23 protein-coding genes are annotated in these 20,484 nt (G+C 66.3%); 16 read left to right on the forward strand and 7 right to left on the reverse strand.

Features of this window, described 5'->3' with window-relative positions:
• Positions 1-236: 236 nt before the first annotated feature.
• The gene (thiL, locus tag WA904_RS01265; protein WP_425195309.1) at positions 237-1,211 is read left to right on the forward strand and encodes a thiamine-phosphate kinase; all 975 of its coding nucleotides are present in this window, start codon (positions 237-239) and stop codon (positions 1,209-1,211) included.
• Here the strand turns inward: thiL and WA904_RS01270 are convergent.
• Positions 1,199-2,128 (reverse strand): LysR family transcriptional regulator, encoded by a 930-nt coding sequence (locus WA904_RS01270; RefSeq protein ID WP_425195310.1) that lies wholly within the window; start codon positions 2,126-2,128, stop codon positions 1,199-1,201. The genes thiL and WA904_RS01270 overlap by 13 nt on opposite strands.
• Before the next feature lie 119 nt (positions 2,129-2,247).
• Here WA904_RS01270 and WA904_RS01275 point away from each other — a divergent pair, with 119 nt between their 5' ends.
• Both WA904_RS01275 and WA904_RS01280 read left to right on the forward strand, forming a co-directional pair.
• Positions 2,248-3,228: a Bug family tripartite tricarboxylate transporter substrate binding protein gene (locus WA904_RS01275; protein ID WP_425195311.1), complete on the forward strand. Its 981-nt coding sequence runs from the start codon at positions 2,248-2,250 to the stop codon at positions 3,226-3,228.
• A gap of 2 nt (positions 3,229-3,230) precedes the next feature.
• Positions 3,231-4,907, forward strand: a complete 1,677-nt coding sequence (locus WA904_RS01280; protein WP_425195312.1) for an FAD-dependent oxidoreductase — start codon at positions 3,231-3,233, stop codon at positions 4,905-4,907.
• A 40-nt stretch (positions 4,908-4,947) separates the two neighbouring features.
• Here the strand turns inward: WA904_RS01280 and WA904_RS01285 are convergent, their stop codons facing one another.
• Positions 4,948-5,355 (reverse strand): 4-oxalocrotonate tautomerase, encoded by a 408-nt coding sequence (locus tag WA904_RS01285; protein ID WP_425195313.1) that lies wholly within the window; start codon positions 5,353-5,355, stop codon positions 4,948-4,950.
• Between the two features lies 1 nt (position 5,356).
• A complete protein-coding gene (locus tag WA904_RS01290) occupies positions 5,357-5,536 on the reverse strand; it encodes a hypothetical protein (RefSeq protein WP_425195314.1) in 180 nt (59 codons plus the stop codon).
• A gap of 131 nt (positions 5,537-5,667) precedes the next feature.
• On the opposite strand from WA904_RS01290, the gene WA904_RS01295 reads away from it, so the two are divergent.
• The 4 genes from WA904_RS01295 to WA904_RS01310 all read left to right on the forward strand — a co-directional run bounded on the left by WA904_RS01295 (position 5,668) and on the right by WA904_RS01310 (position 8,615).
• Positions 5,668-6,597, forward strand: a complete 930-nt coding sequence (locus WA904_RS01295) for a LysR substrate-binding domain-containing protein (protein ID WP_425195315.1) — start codon at positions 5,668-5,670, stop codon at positions 6,595-6,597.
• Between the two features lie 8 nt (positions 6,598-6,605).
• Positions 6,606-7,484 (forward strand): alpha/beta fold hydrolase, encoded by an 879-nt coding sequence (locus WA904_RS01300; protein WP_425195316.1) that lies wholly within the window; start codon positions 6,606-6,608, stop codon positions 7,482-7,484.
• A 73-nt stretch (positions 7,485-7,557) separates the two neighbouring features.
• Positions 7,558-8,103 carry a phosphatidylglycerophosphatase A family protein gene (locus WA904_RS01305; protein ID WP_425195317.1) on the forward strand — a complete coding sequence of 182 codons (546 nt, stop codon included), beginning with the start codon at positions 7,558-7,560 and terminating at the stop codon, positions 8,101-8,103.
• Positions 8,100-8,615 carry a CinA family protein gene (locus WA904_RS01310; RefSeq protein WP_425195318.1) on the forward strand — a complete coding sequence of 172 codons (516 nt, stop codon included), beginning with the start codon at positions 8,100-8,102 and terminating at the stop codon, positions 8,613-8,615. Before WA904_RS01305 ends, WA904_RS01310 begins: the two co-directional genes overlap by 4 nt.
• A 9-nt stretch (positions 8,616-8,624) precedes the next feature.
• Here the strand turns inward: WA904_RS01310 and WA904_RS01315 are convergent, their stop codons facing one another.
• Both WA904_RS01315 and WA904_RS01320 read right to left on the reverse strand, forming a co-directional pair.
• Entirely contained in the window at positions 8,625-9,797 is a 1,173-nt protein-coding gene (locus WA904_RS01315; protein WP_425195319.1) for an Acg family FMN-binding oxidoreductase, read from the reverse strand.
• Entirely contained in the window at positions 9,794-10,834 is a 1,041-nt protein-coding gene (locus tag WA904_RS01320) for an epimerase (RefSeq protein ID WP_425195320.1), read from the reverse strand. The genes WA904_RS01315 and WA904_RS01320 overlap by 4 nt, the downstream gene beginning before the upstream one ends.
• Before the next feature lie 94 nt (positions 10,835-10,928).
• On the opposite strand from WA904_RS01320, the gene WA904_RS01325 reads away from it, so the two are divergent.
• The 3 genes from WA904_RS01325 (at position 10,929) to sugE (ending at position 12,981) form a co-directional block, all read left to right on the forward strand.
• Positions 10,929-11,813, forward strand: coding sequence for a LysR family transcriptional regulator (locus tag WA904_RS01325; RefSeq protein WP_425195321.1), 885 nt, complete (start codon positions 10,929-10,931; stop codon positions 11,811-11,813).
• 101 nt (positions 11,814-11,914) lie between these two features.
• The gene (locus tag WA904_RS01330; RefSeq protein ID WP_425195322.1) at positions 11,915-12,481 is read left to right on the forward strand and encodes a hypothetical protein; all 567 of its coding nucleotides are present in this window, start codon (positions 11,915-11,917) and stop codon (positions 12,479-12,481) included.
• A gap of 179 nt (positions 12,482-12,660) precedes the next feature.
• On the forward strand, positions 12,661-12,981 hold the full coding sequence (sugE, locus tag WA904_RS01335; protein ID WP_425195323.1) for a quaternary ammonium compound efflux SMR transporter SugE: 321 nt from the start codon (positions 12,661-12,663) through the stop codon (positions 12,979-12,981).
• On the opposite strand, the gene arsA is transcribed toward sugE, so the two are convergent.
• Complete coding sequence (gene arsA / locus WA904_RS01340; protein ID WP_425195324.1) at positions 12,965-14,776, reverse strand: arsenical pump-driving ATPase; 1,812 nt, start codon at positions 14,774-14,776, stop codon at positions 12,965-12,967. The genes sugE and arsA overlap by 17 nt on opposite strands.
• Before the next feature lie 208 nt (positions 14,777-14,984).
• On the opposite strand from arsA, the gene WA904_RS01345 reads away from it, so the two are divergent.
• Both WA904_RS01345 and WA904_RS01350 read left to right on the forward strand, forming a co-directional pair.
• On the forward strand, positions 14,985-15,803 hold the full coding sequence (locus WA904_RS01345) for a hypothetical protein (RefSeq protein ID WP_425195325.1): 819 nt from the start codon (positions 14,985-14,987) through the stop codon (positions 15,801-15,803).
• 289 nt (positions 15,804-16,092) lie between these two features.
• On the forward strand, positions 16,093-16,527 hold the full coding sequence (locus WA904_RS01350) for an FKBP-type peptidyl-prolyl cis-trans isomerase (RefSeq protein WP_425195326.1): 435 nt from the start codon (positions 16,093-16,095) through the stop codon (positions 16,525-16,527).
• A gap of 134 nt (positions 16,528-16,661) precedes the next feature.
• Here WA904_RS01350 and WA904_RS01355 read toward each other — a convergent pair whose 3' ends face one another.
• Positions 16,662-17,645, reverse strand: a complete 984-nt coding sequence (locus WA904_RS01355) for an LLM class flavin-dependent oxidoreductase (RefSeq protein WP_425195327.1) — start codon at positions 17,643-17,645, stop codon at positions 16,662-16,664.
• Positions 17,646-17,849: 204 nt separating this feature from the next.
• Between WA904_RS01355 and WA904_RS01360 the strand changes: the two genes are divergently transcribed.
• From WA904_RS01360 to WA904_RS01375, 4 genes are read left to right on the forward strand one after another with little or no spacing between them, the layout of a single operon-like run.
• Positions 17,850-18,350 carry a nuclear transport factor 2 family protein gene (locus WA904_RS01360; protein WP_425195328.1) on the forward strand — a complete coding sequence of 167 codons (501 nt, stop codon included), beginning with the start codon at positions 17,850-17,852 and terminating at the stop codon, positions 18,348-18,350.
• A gap of 2 nt (positions 18,351-18,352) precedes the next feature.
• Entirely contained in the window at positions 18,353-19,270 is a 918-nt protein-coding gene (locus WA904_RS01365) for an alpha/beta fold hydrolase (protein ID WP_425195329.1), read from the forward strand.
• Positions 19,267-19,743: an OsmC family protein gene (locus WA904_RS01370; RefSeq protein ID WP_425195330.1), complete on the forward strand. Its 477-nt coding sequence runs from the start codon at positions 19,267-19,269 to the stop codon at positions 19,741-19,743. Before WA904_RS01365 ends, WA904_RS01370 begins: the two co-directional genes overlap by 4 nt.
• Positions 19,740-20,459 carry a penicillin-insensitive murein endopeptidase gene (locus tag WA904_RS01375; RefSeq protein WP_425195331.1) on the forward strand — a complete coding sequence of 240 codons (720 nt, stop codon included), beginning with the start codon at positions 19,740-19,742 and terminating at the stop codon, positions 20,457-20,459. Before WA904_RS01370 ends, WA904_RS01375 begins: the two co-directional genes overlap by 4 nt.
• Positions 20,460-20,484: the final 25 nt, after the last annotated feature.

The raw sequence follows: 20,484 nt of genomic DNA on the forward strand, positions 1-20,484 counted from the left end.
AAATTCGCGTTTGGTGTCCATCAGGTCTCTCGGTTGCCAAGGCATGCACTTCTCCTTGCGCCAATAGCGCTGAAGAAGTGTTTCCTATGTCTCCGAACACCTGTTTCGTATGTCTCCTGTCCGTACAGCGACGCAAGAGAAAGTGAGTCGCCCGCCGGGGGGAGTCCCGGCCAGCAGGCAGACCTCAATCGTCCCAGACTCCAACAACAAACGCTGCCACCCGTTATGCTCCCCTCATGGGTGAATTCGACCTGATCGCACGTTATTTCAAACGCCCCGCAAAACGCGCCGTGCTGGGCATTGGTGACGACTGCGCGTTGCTGCAGCCGGCGGACGGCATGCAACTGGCCGTATCAACCGACATGCTGGTCGAAGGCCGCCATTTCTTTCCCGACGTGGATCCTTTCACCCTCGGTCACAAGGCCCTGGCTGTGAACCTCAGCGACCTCGCAGCCTGCGGTGCGCAGCCGCTGGCCTTCACGCTGGCGCTCGCCCTGCCGCGGATCGACGAGGCCTGGCTGGCTGCGTTTTCGCGCGGCCTGTTTGCGCTTGCCGACGCCCATGACTGCGAACTGGTCGGCGGCGACACGACGCAGGGCCCGCTGAACATCTGCATCACGGTGTTCGGTGAAGTGCCGCGCGGCCAGGCGCTGCTGCGCTCTGGCGCGTGTGTCGGTGACGATGTCTATGTCAGCGGCACGCTGGGCGAAGCACGGCTGGCGCTGGATGCCTTGCGCGAACACGCACCCCTGCCGGACGAACTGCTGGCGCTGGCCCGCACGCGGCTGGAGCAGCCGACACCGCGGGTGGCGCTGGGCCAGGGGCTGCGCGGTATCGCCACCTCGGCAATCGACGTGAGCGATGGTCTGCTGGGCGACCTCGGTCACATCCTGAAGGCGTCAGGCGTGGGGGTCCGTATCGACACCTCTGTTGCTATTAATTTGATTGCTACCAGCGCACAAATAGCAAGGGCTGAGAGGCTTTTTTCTTATGAAAAAATGCTGGGCTACGTTCTGGCCGGTGGTGACGACTACGAGCTGGCCTTCACCGCCCCGGTGTCGGCGCGGGCCGCGGTGCAGGCCGCGGCGCTGCAGGCGCAGACCGCGGTGACGCGGATCGGTGTCATCGAACACCCGCCCGGCCTGCGCCTGGTCGACGCCTCGGGCAACGCCGTACCGGGCCGGTATGCATCCTTCGATCACTTTGCCTGAGCGCCCGCTCGCCCGGGCTTGCGCAACACGGCATGCATCACATCGACAAAGGCCTGGCTGGCCGCCGAAAGTGAACGCCCGCGTTTGGTAACCACCGAGATGTCGCGCGACACGCGCGGCGCGGTGAGAGTCTTGATGACCAGGCCCGGCTCGGCGCCGTGCGTGGCAAAAGCCGAAGGCATGATGGACGCGCCCAGGCCGGCGGCGGTCATCCACAGGGCCGTGGAGAGAAACGACACCTCGTTGACCACGTTCAGCGTAACCCCGGCACCGGCAGCAGTCACGTCGATCATCGGACGGATGCCGTAACCCGGCCGCACCGTGATCACCGGATGGCCCGCCAGATCGGCCCAGCGCACGGCCTTCTGCCGCGCCAGCACGTGATCGGGCCGGCAAACCAGGCTCAGGTGGTCGGGCACCAGCGTCTGCAAGTCGGCGTCGGCCAGCATCTTCTCGGGCGTGCCAATGCCGAAATCCACATGTTCCCCGATCACGCGCGACATGAACTGGTCGGGCGCGCAGTCATCGACCACCACACGGATGTCCGGGTACAGCGCGGCAAAACGGCGGATCACCGGCGGCATCACAAAGGCCGCCAGCGTGGGCGTGACCGCGACACAGACGCGGCCGCGCCGCAGCCCGCCCAGATCGCGGAAGCTGCTGCCCAGTGATTCGACGTCGCGCAGGATGCGCTCGGCCACCACCAGGGCTTTCCTGGCGGCCTGTGTCGGTTGCAGGGAGCGGGTGGTGCGGTCGAACAGGCGCGCGCCCAGGCCCTGCTCCATCTGCCGGATCAGCACGCTGATGGCCGACTGCGTCACGAACAGCTGTTCTGCGGCGGCGCTGAGTTTGCCCAGCCGGTAAACCGCCACGAAGGCGCGCAACTGGCGCACCGTGGGTGTGAAGGAGTTATTCATGAATCAAAATCATAAATCATTCGAAATTTATCGTTATACGAATGAATCAATCTGGGCTCCAATGTGGGCGGAGACAAGGTCTGCCCTGGGGCGGACACCCGTACAACAAGGAGACATCCATGAATCGCATAGTGCGCAATCTGCTGGCGCTGACCGCCGGTATGACCGTCCTGGCCGGAGCTGGCCAGGCGCAAACTCCCGACTACCCGACCAAGCCCATCCGCATCGTCGTGACCTTCCCGCCCGGCGGCAGCACCGATGTGGTGGTGCGCATGCTGGTGCCCCGGCTCAATGAAAAACTAGGTCAGCAGGTGGTGGTGGACAACCGGCCGGGCGCCGGTGGCAACATCGGCCTGACCGCCGTGGCGCGTGCGCCGGCCGACGGCTACACCCTGGGTGTCGGTGCGGCAGGTGGTCTCTCGGCCAACGTCAGCCTGTATGCGCAGATGCCTTTCGACCCCATCAAGGATTTCAAACCGGTCACCATGCTGGCCGCGATCCCGTTTGTGCTGATTGGCCATCCGTCCGTGGCCGCCAAAACCCAGCGAGAGCTGATCGCACTGGCGAAAGCGACACCCGGCAAGCTCTCCATCGGCCACGGCGGCAATGGCACGGCCATGCACCTGTCGGCACAACTTTTTGGCCAGATGTCCGGGGCCCAGTTTGTGGAAGTGCCCTACCGCGGCTCCGGCCCGGCCGCACTCGATGTGCTGGCTGGCCAGATTCCCCTGGCCGTGGTGGATCTGCCGTCGGCCCTGCAACACATCAAGGCCGGCAAGCTGGTGGCCTATGCGGTGACCAGCCCGCAACGTCTGTCCATGCTGCCGGATGTGCCGACAGTGTCCGAAGCCGGGCTCACAGGCTACGACTCCACTGGCTGGTTCGGCCTGGTCGCGCCGGCCGGCACGCCGGCGCCCATCGTTGCCCGGCTCAATGTCGAGGTCACGGCGGCGCTCAACGACCCGGAGATCAAGAGCAGCATGCGCAACCTCGGCGTAGAGCCCGCCCCCAGCACCGCCGCCGAGTTCGAGGCCTACATCAGGTCGGAGACCGTGAAATGGGCCAAGGTCATCAAGACCTCCGGCACCAAACTGGACTGAGCATGACCCAGCCTGAAGACCTGAATACCGATGTGCTGATCGTCGGCGCCGGCCCGGTGGGCCTGACGCTGGCCATGGACCTGGCCTCGCGCGGCGTCTCTGTGATGATCGCCGAGATCCGCCGTTATGCCGAACCGCCCAATGTCAAATGCAACCATGTGGCCGCGCGCACCATGGAGCAGTTTCGCCGCCTTGGCGTGGCCCACAAGCTGCGCGACGCCGGCCTGCCGCCGGAGTACCCCAACGACGTGGTGTTCCGCACCAGCGTGACCGGCATCGAACTGACGCGCATCCCGATTCCGTGCCGGCGGGACCGCTACACCGACACCGCCGGACCGGACGGCTGGTGGCCCACGCCCGAACCGCCGCACCGCATCAACCAGATTTACCTCGAACCCATCCTGCTGGAGCACACCGCCGCGCTGCCGCAGGTCACCCTGCTCAACCGCACGCAGGTCGACAGCTTCGCGCAGGACGCGGCTGGCGTCACCGCCGTGGCGACCGACCTGGACAGCGGCGCTTCGCGCAGCATCCGCTGCCGCTACATGGTGGGCTGCGACGGCGGCAGCTCCTCCGTACGCAAGCAGATGGGTGCCAGACTCGAAGGCACGGCCGTGATCCAGCGCGTGCAGTCCACCTACATCCGCGCGCCGCAGCTGGCGGCCATGATCCCGGGCAAACCCGCCTGGTCCTACTATTCGATGAACCCGCGGCGCTGCGGCACCATGTTTGCCATTGATGGCCACGAAACCTGGCTGGTTCACAACCACCTGAACGCCGAAGAACCCGAGTTCGACTCGGTGGACCGCGACCAGTCCATCCGCGACATCCTCGGCGTCGGCCCCGATTTCCGTTACGAGATCCTCAGCAAGGAGGACTGGGTCGGCCGCCGCCTGGTGGCCAACCGCTTTCGCGACCGCCGTGTGTTCATCGCCGGCGATGCCGCGCATCTGTGGGTGCCTTATGCCGGCTACGGCATGAATGCCGGCATCGCCGATGCAATCAACCTCTCCTGGCTGCTCGCCGCGCGACTGCAGGGCTGGGGCGAGGAGGCCATGCTCGACGCCTACGAGGCCGAGCGCCAGCCGATCACCGCGCAGGTGTCCCAGTTCGCGATGGACCATGCGCAGAAAATGATCAAGGCCCGCCGCGCGGTGCCTGCCAACATCGAGCAGGCCGGCGCCGAGGGCGATGCCCTGCGCGCCGAGATCGGCCGGGAAGCCTACGATCTCAATGTCCAGCAGTTCTGCTGCGCCGGGCTGAATTTTGGCTACTTCTACAGCGGCTCACTCATCATGATGGACGACGGCGAAACGCCGCCAGCCTACACCATGGGTGCGTTCACGCCATCCACCGTGCCGGGTTGCCGGGCGCCGCATTTCTGGCTGACGGATGGACGTTCACTGTACGACGCCTTCGGGCCGGGCTACACCCTGCTGCGCTTTGACGCGGCCGTCGATGCCTCGGCACTGCAGCTGGCGGCCCGGGCACGCGGGCTGCCGCTGACGCTGCTCGATGTGGACGCCCACAACATTCCCGACGCCTACCGGCACGCCCTGGTGCTGTGCCGCGCTGACCAGCATGTCGTCTGGCGCGGTCATCAGCCCCCCGCCGATCCGGCCGCACTGGTGGACCTGTTGCGCGGGGCCGGTCGCGAGGCCATGCGTCTGGCCGCCTGACCCTGCCGCAGTCCCGCGCCGCCGCGCGCGGGTTGTTCGCTCATGCTGGCACGGCCAGTCGCGCCGCCTGCCGTGCCTTCTGGGTTTGCCCGCCATATCCCCAATCGGTGGCCGGCAGCTCGCGCACCACCACATAGCTGGCTTCTTCCAGCGGGCCGCCGCAACCCAGTTGGCGCTCCAGCTCGGCAAAGGCGGCCTTGATGAAAGCCGCTTTCTCTTCTGCGGTGTTGGTGCCCGCGGTGATGCTGATCTCCAGCAGCGCCGTGGGCCGCTGCACGTCCTTGCCATCCACGTGCCACCGTGCCGCGGGCAGGTCTTCGATCATGACCGCGGTCACCTCGCGCCGTTTACCCAGCAATCGCCCGGTGAGCAAAGTCAGCTCCTGCGCGAGCTGCTGGTAACGACCGGGGTTTTGCAGCGGCGCCACTTTCAGGTTCAGGGTCGGCATCTCAGGCCTCCCGGGGCAAGCGCAGCGCTGTGGGACGGCGCAGGGCGTGGAAGGCATGCGCGGCGGCACGCCCCGCCTGGTACCAGAAAGCGTCGATCGCCTGCCGGCGCAAGGCTTGGGCCTGCAGCTTCGCAGCGTCGTGCAGGCGCTGGTAGTTTTCGTGGTGAAGTTCGCTGTACATGGTGTGTCCTTTCGTAGCGGTGCTGGTGCTGGCAACTTTAGGCAAGGCACCGCCCGCGGGAAACCGTGCGCCGCGCAATTGGGTTTTGCAAACGCTGCAAAGGCAGCGCGCAGGCTGGTTACCATGGCAGCATGCGCGACCTCAGCTTTGACGACATGCACCTTTTCGCCCGGGTGGCCGAACTCGGCACACTCTCGGCCGTGGCGCGGGAGCGCGACGTGCCGGTCAGCCAGATCTCGCGCACGCTGGCGCGCATCGAAAAAACCTGCGGCGCCCGCCTGATCCACCGGTCCACCCACGGATTGACGCCGACGGTCGAGGGCCAGACCTTTCTGCAGTACTGCCGCCGCCTGACCGGCACGCTGGACGAGCTCGAGGGCGAGTTTGCGAGCCAGTCGCGCCAGGCCAGCGGCTGGGTGCGCGTGGCCGCCAGCACGGTGGTGGCCGAATACCTGCTGATCCCCAGCTTCGAGAGCCTGCAGCAGCACCACCCCAAGCTGTGTGTCGAGCTCCAGGTTGAAGACCGGCTGGTGGACATGGCCCATGACGGCATCGACATCGCCATCCGCACCGGCACGCCGCCGACCGACACCGTGGTGGCGCGGCAGCTCGGCACGCTGGGGCGCCGGCTGTACGCCACGCCCGGCTACCTGCAGGCCCATGGCACACCGAAGCACCCGGATGAGTTGCACCAGCACCGGCTGATCACCAACAGCGTGGTCACCATGCTCAACCGCTGGCCGTTTGTGGTCGACGGTCAGCCTGCCGTGGTGGTGGCCGAGGGCCAGTGGCGCTCGGGCAGCACCGGCATCACCGCGCGGCTGGCGCTGCAGGGCCTGGGCATCTCGCGTTTTGCCACCGTGGTGGCCGAGCCGCTGGTGCGCCAGGGCCTGCTGGTACCCGTGCTGCCTGATTTTGTGGATGAACAACCCAGCCCGATTTACGCCGTGACGCTGACCAACCGGCACCGCCTGCCCAAGATCAAGGCCTGCATCGACCACTGGACCACGTGGTTTGCCCATGCCGAAGGTGTTCAGCACGGCCGCGCCCGGCAGGTATAAACCTCCTGATGTTTTCCGATTCACCGCCCCCGCCCGCCGAGGTCCAGCAACTGCTGGCGAGCGCCACCCGGCTCGAAACGCCCTGCGGCAGCGGCAGCATGGTCTGGCACCGCTGGCAGCCCGAACCTGCTTCTGCAGCCAGTCCTCAGCGGCCCGTGGTGCTGCTGCACGGCGGCAGCGGCAGCTGGACACACTGGCTGCGCAACATCGAGGCACTGGTGCGCGCGGGCCGGCCGGTGCTGGCCGCCGACCTGCCGGGCTTTGGCGATTCGGCGCCGCCTGCCACCGGGAACGATGCCGATGCGCTGCCGGCACCGGTGGAAGCCGGCCTGCAGCTGCTGCTGGGCGACGCCCCTTGCGACCTGGTGGCGTTTTCCTTTGGCGGCATGGTGGCCGGTTTCCTGGCGGCGCAACGTCCCGCGCGGGTGGCGCGCCTGGTGCTCGTGGGTTCGCCCGGCCTGGGCGTGGCTTCGCGAAACACCGTCACGCTCACCGCCTGGCGGCACCTGCCGGACCCGGCCGAAAGCGAGGCGGTGCACCGCAACAACCTGGCCGCGCTGATGCTGCACCGGCCCGAGGCCATCACCGCCCTGGCGCTGCGTCTGCACAGCGACAACACGCTGCGTGACCGCATGAAGGGCCGGCGCCTGGCCTACACCGACATCCTGGCGCGTACATTGCCCAACGTGCGCTGCCCGGTGTACGCCCTGTACGGCCGCGAAGACGCGCTCTACCGCGGACGGCAGGGAGTGCTGGCGCAGGCGCTACAGTCAGCGCCCGATTTCCGCGGCTTGCAGTGGATAGAGGGCGCCGGGCATTGGGTACAGTTCGAACAGCCGCAGGCCTTCGATGCCGTGCTGCTGGCTATCCTGAATGAAAGCGACTGAGAAATTTCACTATGAAAAACATAGCTTCCCGCGCCCGTGCTTATTGGGCTGATGGTCATTTTTATCAACAACCATGACTCTCTTGAACGAACCGCCCGTTTTCCAGAACGCACCCGATACGCCGCCGCACCGGCCCACAGCCCGCTTCATGCTGGCCCACCCTGCTCACCTCATCGCGCTGGGTTTCGGCTCCGGCCTGAGCCCGGTGGCGCCGGGAACGGCAGGCACGCTCTGGGCCTGGCTGGCCTTTGTGGTCATGGCGCCCTGGCTGACGGCGCTGCAGATGGGGCTGCTGATTGCTGCGTCCCTGCTGCTTGGCGTGTGGGCCTGCACTGTCACCGCCAGAAACATGCGCATTGCCGACCCGGGCAGCATCGTCTGGGACGAGGTGGTGGCCTTCTGGCTCATCCTCTGGCTGGTGATGCCGGCGGGCTGGTGGGGCCAGCTGGCGGCCTTTGTGCTGTTCCGCTTTTTTGACGCGGTGAAGTTCGGTCCCACGGCCTGGGCTGACAGGACGTTCAAGGGCTTCGGCTGGCGCGGCGGCTTCGGCATCCTGCTGGACGACCTGGCGGCCGCCTTCTGCACGCTGCTGGTGATCGCCGCCTGGAGGTTCTGGTGAAACCCAAAACGCTATCGAATAATGAGCTGCCTGCGCCCACCCTTGTTGGGCAGGTGGCCGATTTGCTGCTCAAAAAAGGCTGGCTGCTGGCCACCGCCGAAAGCTGCACCGGCGGCTTGATCTCCGCCGCCTGCACCGACCTGGCCGGCTCCAGCAACTGGTTCGAACGCGGCTTTGTCACCTACTCCAACGAAGCCAAGACCGACATGCTGGGCGTGGACGCCGCGCTGATTGCCGCCCACGGCGCCGTCAGCGAAGAGGTGGCAAGCGCCATGGCTGCCGGCGCCATCGCCCGTTCCAAGGCCCGTGTCGCCGTGGCGGTGACCGGTGTCGCCGGCCCCACGGGCGGCAGCCGGGCCAAACCGGTCGGCACCGTGTGGTTCGGCTTCATGGTCGATGGGCATCTCAGCAGCGAGAGGCAGCGTTTCAGCGGTGACCGCGCGGCGGTTCGCGCAGCCACGGTACAGCACGCGCTGCAGCGGCTGGTGCAACTGCTCGCCAGCGAGCCATAAGCCCGTCCTTCAGGTCTTGATCAGGTGGGCCTCCACACCGCGCCGCGGAGCGGGCCCCACTGCCGGTGCATAACCCAGCCGTGTCCACATCTGCACCGTGTAGCGCGGCGGTGGCGCCTGCAGCAAAGCGTGGATGTCGGCATAGGGGCCGGCCTGTTCGGGGTATTCCTGCAGCGCCTGCGACAGCGGCTGCATGGACAGGCCGTTCGCCGTGGCGGCCAGCTGTGCGCGGGCATAGGCCCGGCCGGCGTTGACCTGGGTCTTGCGGTCATTGCCTTCGGTCACCATCCAGAAAAACGCCGGTGTGGTCGCGATCTTCGCGTTGAAGTCCTTGATCTGCCCGGTGGTGGCCGTGTCATCCGGCCCCGGCGCCTTGCTGCGGTCGAACAGGCCGAGTGCCGTCAGCGCGCGCACCATCGGCGTGTTGATGCTCAGGCCGTCGCGGTGTTCGGCAATTTCGCGCGGGCCGACGCGCAGCACCTTGAACGATTCCAGCACGGTGCGCGGCGTCACCAGTTCGACGCGCCAGGCCTCCATGGCGATGGCGCGATGCTTCTGCATCAGGTCAGGCTGGGCTGCCCCGACAAAACCGGTGCGCACCGGATGCGGCGCGATGCTCGCGGCGATGGCCTGCACAGCAGCCGGGGCGGGCTCGCGCGCTTCATAGGCTTCGCGGTTGGTGTGCCGCGTGAGGATGTGGGCGAACAGCGGGTCCGGCTTCACGGCTGCATCCGGGCTCAGGCGGATGCGCGCCACAGGCCGCTTGTCCAGCGCGGCCGGGCCGAATTCGCCCTGCGGGAAGAGCGCGATGTCGGCACGCAGGCCCTTCTGCCGCGCAGCCAGGTCCAGCAGCTCCAGGAAGGTGCCCTGGCTCATCATGATCTGGCGCGACAGCGGGTCGGTCTCGGGCAGCAGGCGTGTGAGGTCGCAGTACAGCGTGATCTCGTCCGGCTGGCGCAGGTCCACCAGCCAGGACTGCAGGTTGTGCGAATGCGGCGCCAGGATGGCGTAGCTGAGAATCCAGTGCCGCACATCGGCGGTATCGACGGCGGGGCCGCGCCAGGCAGCGACGGCTTCCGGTGGCAGGTCGGCCGAACAGCCGGCCAGGCCGGCGGTGGCGCCCAGCACCACGCCGCCGCCAGCCAGGCGTACAAAGTTCCGGCGGTTCATGACGGGGTTCATGAGGCGCTCCTTTCAAAAGCTTGCATCGTCACCGTACTCTTTTTCACGGCGTTCTCTTTGCGCGGCGTCAACAGGCCCAGCTCTGCCAGTGCCGTGCGCAGCGCTTGGGGAAACGGGGTATGCGGCTCGGCACCGGCCAGCACAGCCATGCGGGTGTTGACCAGGGCGTGCGGCGTGCGCCACTGGTAACGCATCTCGCACAGCGCCGCCACGTTCGGCAGCACCAGCCCGAGAGCCCGCATCAGCAGCCAGGACATCGAGCTCGCGCGCAGCTTGCCGCCGGCAGGCACCCAGCCCTGCTCCCGGGCAATCTCGGCCAGCGCATCGGCCCAATCCTGGCCGGTCAACTGGTCACCGGCAAAGTGAAACATTTCGAAGGCCGGCAGGTGGTCCCGCCGTCCGGCCACCTCGACAAAGCTGCGCGCCATGTCGGGCAGGTAGGCCCAGGCGGTCGGCACGTTCATCGGCCCGGGGTAGGTGAGCTTGCCGCGCCTGATGTCCTTGACCATCACTTCGTCCAGCCAGGAGCCCGTGCCGCTGCCGAAAAAATCGCCACCGCGTATCACCACGGCTTTCATGCGCCCGTCCTGCGTGGCTGCGCGCACCTGTGCTTCGCTGGCGATGCGCATGCGGCCCTTGAAAGTGCTGGCCGCCTGCGCCGTGTCTTCGCGCAGCAGCGCCGGCATGGTCTCGCCGAAGTTGTACACGCTGGCCGGCAGCATCAGCGTGGCGCCCAATGCGCGGGTGATGTCGATGGCCGCCTGCGTCAGGCCGGGCAGGTCCCGGCGCCAGGCCTTGTGTGTGTAGACCGGACTGAGCCCCTGCACCACCACCGCGGCGCCCTGTGCAGCAGCAGCGAGGCCGGCGGTGTCGCCCGGCTCGGCGGCCAGCCACAACACACCGGGAATGGCCGGGCCGGTGGCGCCTGGACGCAGTTGGGCCAAAACCTGCCAGCCCGCCTGCGCAAAGGCCCGGGTGGCTGCCATGCCAAAACGCCCGCGGGCGCCAAGGATGAGGACGGTGGAAGGCTGTGTCATGAAAACTCCTGGAAAAAAAGTGATCGATGAAGTGATTGTGGAAACTTCGAGGCTGTTCGACAATCCTCTAACGCTTCACATCAGATATTCACAAATGAATAACAACTTCGACTGGCGCCTGGTGCGCTCTTTCCTGGCGGCGCTGGACCAGGGCAGCCTGCTCGGCGCGGCGCGGGTGCTGAATGCCAGCCAGCCCACCATCGGCAGGCATATCGCCGAGCTCGAGTCGCAGCTCGGCGTGCTTCTGTTCGAGCGCACCGGCCGCGGCCTGCTGCCCACACCCACCGCGCTGCAGCTGGCCGATGCGGCCCGCGCCATGGACAGCGCCGCCAACCAGCTGGCGCGCCAAGTGTCGGGCGCCGAGGGCGGCGTCTCGGGCACCGTGCGCATCACGGCCAGCCAGCCGGTGGCCTGCTTTGTGCTGCCGCCCATCCTGGCGCAGATGCGCCTGGCCCTGCCCGACATCCAGGTGGAGCTGGTCGCCAGCAACGCGGTCAGCAACCTGCTGCGGCGCGAAGCCGACATTGCCCTGCGTATGGTGCAGCCCGACCAGGCCAGCCTGGTGGTCAAGCGCATCGCAAAAATTACTTTGAGCACCTATGCGCACCGCGACTACCTGCGCCGGCGCGGCACACCGAAACAGCCGCAGGACCTGCTGAACCACGACCTTGTCGGCAGCGACCGCGACGAGGCCATCGTCCGTGGCATGGCCGGCTTCGGCCTGCCGGTGACGCGCGAGTCCTTTGCGTTTCGCTGCGACGACCTGATTGCCTACTGGGAGGCAGTGCGCGCCGGCCTGGGCATCGGGTTTGTTGCCGACTACCTCGCGGCCACCGACCGGGACGTGGTGGCCGTGCTGCCCATGATCAAGGTGCCGCCCATCCCGATCTGGCTGACGGTACACCGCGAGATCCGCACCAGCCGGCGCATACGTGCGGTGTATGACTTCCTGAGCCAGGCGGTGCCGAAGGCATTTTGAGTTTTGTGCATCGGCACGCGCACCCTTGCATTCATAATCAGGCGCGGCCAGGCCCTGCGCTTGATGGCCGGCAACAACAAACACAAAACCGGGAGAAAACCATGTCTGTTCGCCTTGTCCTGTCCACCCTCTTGCTGGCCGCCGCACCAGGCGCGCTGTTCGCTCAAGCCATGCCTGAAGGCTTTCTCTGCTGCAACCTGCGCACCGATGGCAAATGGATCACCGACATCAACTACGCCGAGAAGGGCAAGCGCATGCTGCCACCCGGCACACCAGCCAAGGTCACAGGGTACGGGCGCCACCGCGTCATGGCGGAAATTGACGGTTCGTCGCAGACCCTGGGCAATGACTACAGCCGCAACCTGCCGCTGGACGCCTTTGCAAAGCGCTATGTGGTGGCCATCAACCCTCAAACCCGGATCAGCACTTTCGATCCCCGCACCCGCGAAGCCATCAAGACCGGACGGCTGTTCAACGGCATGACCCGCGAGCAGGTGCTGATGTCCGTCGGTTACCCCATCAGCGACGAAACGCCCAACCTCGACACGCCGATCTGGCGCTACTGGCTGAACCAGTCCGAAGAATTCCAGGTGGTGTTCGATACGCAGGGCATCGTCAAGGAAGTGGGGGCGTTGCCACTGTCGCGCCCCAGGATCCTGATGGAATAACACGGCGCGCACCAAACCCCTGCGCACCGTGGGTGGTTGCTGCGCCACGTGGGCAGCAGCCCGGAACTTCAGATCAAATCAGGCTTTCGCCTCTTCCAGTCGGGCGCCAATAGCTATTATTTACATAGCATCTGAGTCAATGCAGGCCTCGCTGGGCGCCTGCACCTACAGGAGTTGTCATGCCTTGGGTTCTGCTGTTCATTGCCGGCCTGTTTGAAGTAGCCTGGGCCATCGGCCTGAAATACACCGAGGGTTTTACGCGCTTCTGGCCCAGCGCCGCTACTCTGGCAGCCATGACCCTCAGCATTGTTCTGCTGGGCGTGGCCATGCGCACACTTCCTGTCGGCACGGCTTATGCCGTGTGGACAGGTATCGGCGCCGTGGGCACTGTCATCCTGGGCATCGTGCTGTTTGCCGAGCCGGCAACGGCAGCGCGGCTGGCTTGTGTGAGCCTGATCGTGGCGGGCATTCTGGGCCTGAAGCTCACAAGCGCGGTGTAGCAGCCGTTGATGCAGAGGGCGCGGCCAGCACGCCCAGCGCTTGTACGCCGACGGGCGGCTCAGCCAGCCAGGGCAGCACAAAAGTGCGGCGCGCCAGGCCGCCGGCAATACGCGTGGTCTGGCGGTGCTCTCCGGCCAAGCGGGCCTGCAGCAGCGGGTCGGTGGTGCCGGTAGCAGCCACACTTTTGTTGATGACCCAGGCCCAGGGCTCGATTTTTGCGCGGCGCAAATCGTCCTGCAGCGCCGCAGCCTGACTCACCGGCGTGACCTCGGGCAGGGTCACCAAAATGACGTGGGTCATGGACGCGTCCTGCAGGCGCATGAGCGGCGTGATGATGTGCGCGGCGTTGGTGCTGCCCTCGTACTGCTGCATCATCTGCCGGTGGTAGGCACCGGTGGCATCCATCAGCAGCAGCGAGTGGCCGGTGGGCGCGGTGTCCAGCACCACAAAGGCGCTGCGCGCCTCGTTGACGACGCGGCTGAAAGCATGAAACACCGCCACCTCTTCGGTGCAGGGCGACTGCAGGTCTTCCAGCAGCAGCGCCTGGCCCTGTTCGTCGAGCGCCTTGCCGCGTGTGGCCATGATTTTGTCTATGTAGGCTTGGGTCTCGGCTTTGGGGTCGATGCGGCCGACCTTCAAGTTGGGCAGGCTGCCGTTCAGCGTTTCGGCCACATGGGCGGCCGGGTCGGTGGTGGTCAGGTGCACGCTGTGGCCGCGCTGCACCAGGCCCACGGCCAGTGCGGCAGCAATGGTGGTTTTGCCGACGCCGCCCTTGCCCATCACCATGATCAGGCCGTGGCCCATGGCGGCCAGCTCGTCGGCCAGACGGGAGAGCGGCTCGGCCGGCAAGGGGGCAAGGCCCGTTGCGGCATCGGGCATGGCTGTCGGCATCGGCCCGCCCCCCAGCAACGCACGTAGCGCCGGCAGACCCACGGTGTCAAAGGCGCGCAGCGGCACCTCGTCGCGCGGCAGACGCGCCAGTGCCTGCGGCATGTGGGCCATGGCGTCGCGACCCAGGGTTTCGAGGGCCTGGGCCGTCACGTCATCGGGCCGGCTGGCGCGAAACACGCCGTTGACCACCAGGCGCTGGTTGGACAGCCCAAGGGCGTGCAGCTCATCGGCGGTGCGCGCGGCCTCCTGCATGGGGCGCGGGTCAGGCCTCGTCACCAACACCACGGTGGTGATGGCGGCATTGCTGAGCGCAGCCAGGGCGGCGTTGAAGCGCGTTTCCTGCATCTTCAGGCCCGAGTGCGGACCCAGGCAAGAGGCACCGCGGTCGTTGCCGGCCAGGAAACCGCTCCAGGCCTTGGGCAGACTGAGCAGACGCAAGGTGTGGCCGGTGGGCGCGGTGTCGAAGATGACGTGGTCCCAGCCGCCGCCCTCCTGGGCCAGCAAGGCGGCAAATTCGTCGAACGCGGCAATCTCGGTGGTGCAGGCGCCGGACAGCTGCTCGCGCACGGTGGCACGTTCGTCCTCGCCGGCATTGGCACCGAGCTGCGCCAGCACGCGCAGGCGGTAAGCTTCGGCGGCAGCGTCGGGGTCGATGTTGAGCACGGCAAGACCCGGCACGCCGGGCACGTCCACCGGCTGGTTGCGCAGCGGCACGCCCAGCATCTCGTCGAGATTGGAAGCGGCATCGGTGCTGACCAGCAGCACGCGCCGGCCCGCATCGGCCAGTGCAATGGCCGCCGCCGCCGACAAGGAGGTCTTGCCCACCCCGCCCTTGCCGGTGAAGAAAAGAAAACGTGTGGCGGCAGAAAGAAAACCCGGAGCAGATGCGGCGACTGTGTTCATGGCGACAGAATGACACAGAGGCGCCGGGCCGGCTTGCCGCAGATCAACACCAGGCCGACGGTGGCCAGGGTTTCATGGCGAAGCATTTTTCGAGGCTTTGTAAAGTAGGCCTTGCCCTGCAGCGCCGCCGGGGCGGGACGTGTAAAGTCGTTTTGTTTTTTGGCCAGAAGCACCCCCCAGCGCGGCTGACGGGTTTGACAAGGATTGAATGCTGATACCTCGCTGGCTCCAGACGCTTTGGCACCGCCCCGGTACGGCGAGCCGCGTGTGGATGCTCCTCCTGCTGTGCGCGCCCTGCGCCCACGCGCTGGAGTTCAGCTACAACAATCCCTTCCCGGACGGCCCGCTGGCCGGCGTGGCGCGCGGCCTGACGATCAGCGGCGAACTGCTGCCTGGTGATACGGCCCGGCTGATAACACTGATGCGAAGCAGGCCCGCCGACGCCTGGCATGCGCTGGGCCGCGTGGAGCTGGCCATCACAGGCGGTGACAGCGCGGAAGCCCTGCAGCTGGCCGACACGCTGGCCACGCTGTATCCGCACATGGTGGCCACCACCGACTGCGCCGGCGTCTGCGCCACTGTCTGGCTGTCGGGTGCCTGGCGCCTGTTGCCCAGCGGACGTATCGGCCTGCAGAAACCCGCCCCCACGCCCGTCGCCAGCACCGGTCCCAAGGACGCACCCCCGCCCTATGACATGCATGCGGACCAGTTGCGCCACTACCTGCTCAAGCAGGGCCTGCCCCCACCGGTCTACCAGCGCTGGATGGCAACACGCGGCAACAACGTCTATTGGCTGTCGGGACCGGAGGTCAATGCCACCGGCATCTGGCCACCCTACTATTACCAGAAGCTCCAGGCCCGGTGCCCGGCCCTGGATGCCAGCGACGAGTCCTACCATGCGCTGCGGCGCTGCGCAGCGCGGCTGGTCATCAGCCAGAAGGCCTTTGCTTTCGACAAGCTGCTGGCGGGCGTGGATGACCCCTGGTGGAATGACAACAGGGAGGTTTTTCGCAATGCGCCGCGGTGAGTGTGGCCCCCACGGTCGCTCGCTACGCGTAGCTCCCGAGGCCTTGCAGGCCGCCGCTCGCCAGAGGCTTCGCTTCTGTCGCCTGTCCAAACCTGCGCAGGCAGATTTGGAGCCGCAGGCTCCAGCCCCTCGGGGGCCGCTGCGCCTGCGGACTGGCTAAGCCCCATCCGCGGCCCCTGCTGGATTGAAGAGGCCTCACGGTCGCTTACTCTGTGTCATGCCTCTGCGCCGCGCTAACATGGCTGCATCAGGTCAATCGGCTTTTCCGAACATCACCCAAGGAGTTTTTGTGCGATCCATTCTTTATGCCAGCGTTTTGTCCCTCTGCGTGTTGCCTGCCGCCTGGGCGCAAGCCGATGCGGCTGCAGCTGCGGCCGCGAAGGAGGCCGGTGCGTCTGTCACCGCCAGTGGGCTGGTTTACCGCTCATTGAAGGACGGCAGCGGCGCCAGCCCGGCGGCCACCGATACCGTCAAGGTGCATTACCGCGGTAGCTTTCCTGATGGCCGCGAGTTCGACAGCTCTTACTCCCGCAACGAGCCGACGGAGTTTCCGCTGAACCGCGTGATCGCCTGCTGGACCGAAGGCGTGCAGAAGATGAAGGTGGGCGGCAAGGCCAAGCTGACCTGCCCGGCGGTGATTGCTTATGGCTCGCGCGGCGCGGGCGGTGTGATTCCGCCGAATGCCACGTTGCAGTTCGAGATTGAGCTGCTCTCCATCAAATAGCCCCCACGGTCGTTCACTGCGTGTAACTCCCTGCCCCCCGAGGGGGCCGCTACGCCTGCGGACTGGCAGAGCCAGATCCGCGGCCCCTGCTTGAATTGGGAGGCTTCCGGTTCTCTCGCTCTCCCCGAGCAACCTCAGCCCTGCAGGCCCGCCGTGATCTCGTAGGAGCGCAGGCGCGCCTTGTGGTCGAAGATTTGCGAGGTGATCATCAGTTCATCGGCGCCGGTGCGGGCCACAAAAGCTTCCAGCGCACGACGCACCGTGCCCGGCGCGCCTATGGCCGAGCACGACAGTGTCTGTTCCAGGATGGCGCGCTCGGGCGGGGTCAGCCGCTCCTCGTACCCGGCCACAGGCGGCTGCAGGCGCGAGGGGCGGCCGCTGCGCAAATTGACAAAAGCCTGTTGCATGGAAGACGACAGCAGTTGCGCCTGCTCGTCGCTGTCGGCCGCAAACACGTTGAAGCCCAGCATCACGTACGGGCGCGCCAGCTGTTCCGAAGGACGGAAGCGGCTGCGGTACACCTCCATGGCCTGCATCATCTGCGCCGGCGCGAAGTGCGAGGCAAAAGCGAAGGGCAGGCCGAGCTGGGCCGCCAGCTGCGCGCCGAACAGGCTGGAACCGAGAATCCACACCGGCACCTTCAGCCCGGCGCCAGGCACGGCGCGCACACGCTGGCCTTCGGACACCGGCTCGAAGTAATTCATCAGCTCCACCACATCCTGCGGGAACTCGTCAGGGTTGGCGTTCAGGTCGCGCCGCAGCGCACGCGCGGTCGCCTGGTCCGAGCCTGGCGCCCGGCCCAGCCCCAGGTCGATTCGGCCGGGAAACAGCGACTCGAGCGTGCCGAACTGCTCGGCAATCACCAGCGGCGAATGGTTGGGCAGCATGATGCCTCCCGCACCGACGCGGATGCGTGAAGTGCCGCCGGCCACATGCGCCATGACAACCGCCGTGGCGGCACTGGCAATGCCGGCCATGCCGTGGTGCTCGGCCAGCCAGTAGCGCTGGTAACCCCAGCGTTCGGCGTGTTGCGCCAGGTCCAGCGTATTGCGCAGGGATTGCGCGGCATCGCCGCCCTCCACGATGGGGGAGAGGTCCAGTACGGAAAATGGGATCATGAATGGCTAGATGGGTCAGATTGGCGTTTTGTCAATGCGCAAGCCCGCAGTCTAGAGAATGACCGGCCCCTGCGCAGTGCCTCCCCGCTTTGGCCCCGGTGCCGGCCGGGGCTTCGAAACCTGCGTGACACCAGGAAGGTTTCCGTGTGCAGGCAGACGGTGTACGATTTCCCCGGCCCAGACCTTCCTTTTTCGAAAGTGTTTATGCACTCCAATGAGCAAACCCTGGAGAAGTTCTACAGCGCCTTTGCGCGCCTGGATTCGGACACCATGGCCCAGTGTTATGCCGCCGATGCGTCTTTCGACGACGAGGTGTTTTCGCTGCGCGGGCATGAGCAGGTCACCGGCATGTGGCACATGCTGTGCGATGCCACCAAGGCCAAAGGCCACGATGTGTGGAAACTGCAATACAGCGGCATCCACGCCGACACGGACAGCGGCCAGGCGCACTGGGAGGCCGATTACCGCTTCAGCGCCACTGGCCGCATGGTGCACAACATCATCGATGGGCGTTTCAGCTTCACCCCGCAGGGCCTGATAGCCACCCACCGTGACCGCTTTGACTTCTGGGCCTGGTCGCGCCAGGCGCTGGGCACGCCGGGCCTGCTGCTGGGCTGGACGCCCTTCCTGCGCAGCAAGGTGTGCGCCACCGCCGCGGCCAACCTGCAGAAATACCTGGCCGGCCGGCAACAGAAAGGGCACTGAGGATGGCCTCGACCTTGCCCGACACCTGGTTTGAAGGCTTTGAAGCACGCGACTTCGAAGTCAACGGCACCTCCATTTTTGCGCGCTACGGCGGCAACGCCGCGGGCCCGACCCTGCTCCTGCTGCACGGCTTTCCGCAATGCCATGTGATGTGGCACCGCGTGGCGCAGGCCCTGCTGGCGCGCTTCTTCCTGGTGCTGCCCGACCTCCGCGGTTACGGCGACTCGTCCAAGGCGGCAGGCCTGCCCGACCACAGCAACTACAGCAAACGTAACATGGCGCAGGACGCGCTTGCCGTGATGGATGCGCTGGGCCGCGGCAATTTCTACCTGTGCGGCCACGACCGCGGCGGGCGGGTGGCGCACCGCCTGGCCGTGGACCACCCCGGCCGCGTGGACAAGCTGTGCCTGATCGACATCGCGCCCACGCTGGACATGTACAACGCCACCGACATGCGTTTTGCCACGGCTTATTACCACTGGTTCCACCTGATCCAGCCCAATCCGCTGCCCGAAACCATGATTGGCGGCTGCGCCCTGGCCTACCTGCATGCCAAGCTGGGCGGCTGGGGCAGCCGCGGCCTGAGCTACATCGAACCCGAAGCGCTGATCGAGTATGAGCGCTGCTTCTGCACACCCGAAGCCATTCACGCCGCCTGCGAAGACTACCGCGCCAGCGCCGGCATCGACCTGGTGCACGACCGCGAAAGCCGGGCGCGCGGCGACAAGATCGCCTGCGACACCCATGTGCTCTGGGGCGAACGGGGTGTGGTGCACAAACTGTTTGAACCGCTGGCCCTTTGGCAGGCCCAGTGCGCCGGCATTGTCAGCGGCCAGGCCTTGCCGGCCGGGCATTTCATTCCTGAAGAGCTGCCGCTGGAAACAGCGCATGCACTGGCCCAATATTTCGAGGAAACATGACGCACTACACCGCTGAAGTTTTATGGCTGCGCAACGAGGGCGACTTTGCGGGCAACCGCTACAGCCGCCGGCACCTGCTGCGTTTTGACGGCGGCCTGGAAGTACCGGGTTCGTCCTCGCCGCACGTGGTGCCGCTGCCGATGTCCGATGCCTCGGCGCTGGACCCTGAAGAGGCTTTTGTGTCCTCGCTGTCGAGCTGCCACATGTTGTGGTTCCTGTCGATTGCGGCCAAACGCAAGTTCTGCGTGGACCGCTACTTCGATGCGGCGGAAGGTGTCATGGAAAAGAATGCCGACGGGAAGATGGCCATGACCGTCGTGACGCTGCGGCCCGATGTGGAGTTCTCCGGCGAACGCCAGCCCACGCGTGGAGAACTGGACCGGCTGCACCATGAGGCGCACGACGCCTGCTTCATCGCCAACTCGGTCAAAACCGAGGTGCGCTGCGAGCCGGTTTACGGTGCGTCGGCATGAGCGGCCCAGCCGGGAGCCTGCATCGCACCGGCGCATGGGCGGCGACCTGCGCCGCCGTCCTGGCCTGCGCCTTTTCGCCATCGGCAACAGCACAGGAGAGCCAGTGTTATGGCGAGATCCACAGGGGACGCATCGAAGGGTCGGTGCAGGTTCTGCCCAAGGGGCCCAACTTCGAGGTCATCGGCTGGAGCGGCGCGGCGCGCCGCACCTTTGTGCATTCGGCCGTGAAGAAAATTCTGGAGCAGGCCTATGCGGCCACCGCTGAAGTCATTCCGGATTCGGTCTTCCTGATCGGCGAGACAGGGCTGGCCGACGGAGGCCCGATCACGAATCACCACACCCACCAGCGCGGCACGTCCGTGGACCTGTTCGTGCCCGCAAAAGACGCGGAAGGCAAGCGTGTACTGATTCCCAGCCGGCTCGACAACGGCTTTGGCTACAAGTCCCGCTTTGGTGCCGACGGAAAGTCTGCCGACCACTCCGTCACCATCGACTTTGAAGCGCTCGCTGAACTCATCTTCCAGCTGAGCGAGACCGCCAGGAAAAATGGCTACGGCGTTGACCGGGTCATTCTTGTGCGCGAACTGCAGCTCAAGCTTTTCGGCACCCGGCACGGTTCGTATCTCCGGTGGAAGGTCAACTTCTGGGACGACCCCGGCGCGCGTCATGACAACCACATCCATGTCGACTTTGCCATTCCGTGCAAGCCGCTTTGATGCGGCGCCCGGCCTTCCGCCCGTT

Source organism: Polaromonas sp., from assembly GCF_049790275.1.
Lineage (GTDB): Bacteria > Pseudomonadota > Gammaproteobacteria > Burkholderiales > Burkholderiaceae_C > Polaromonas.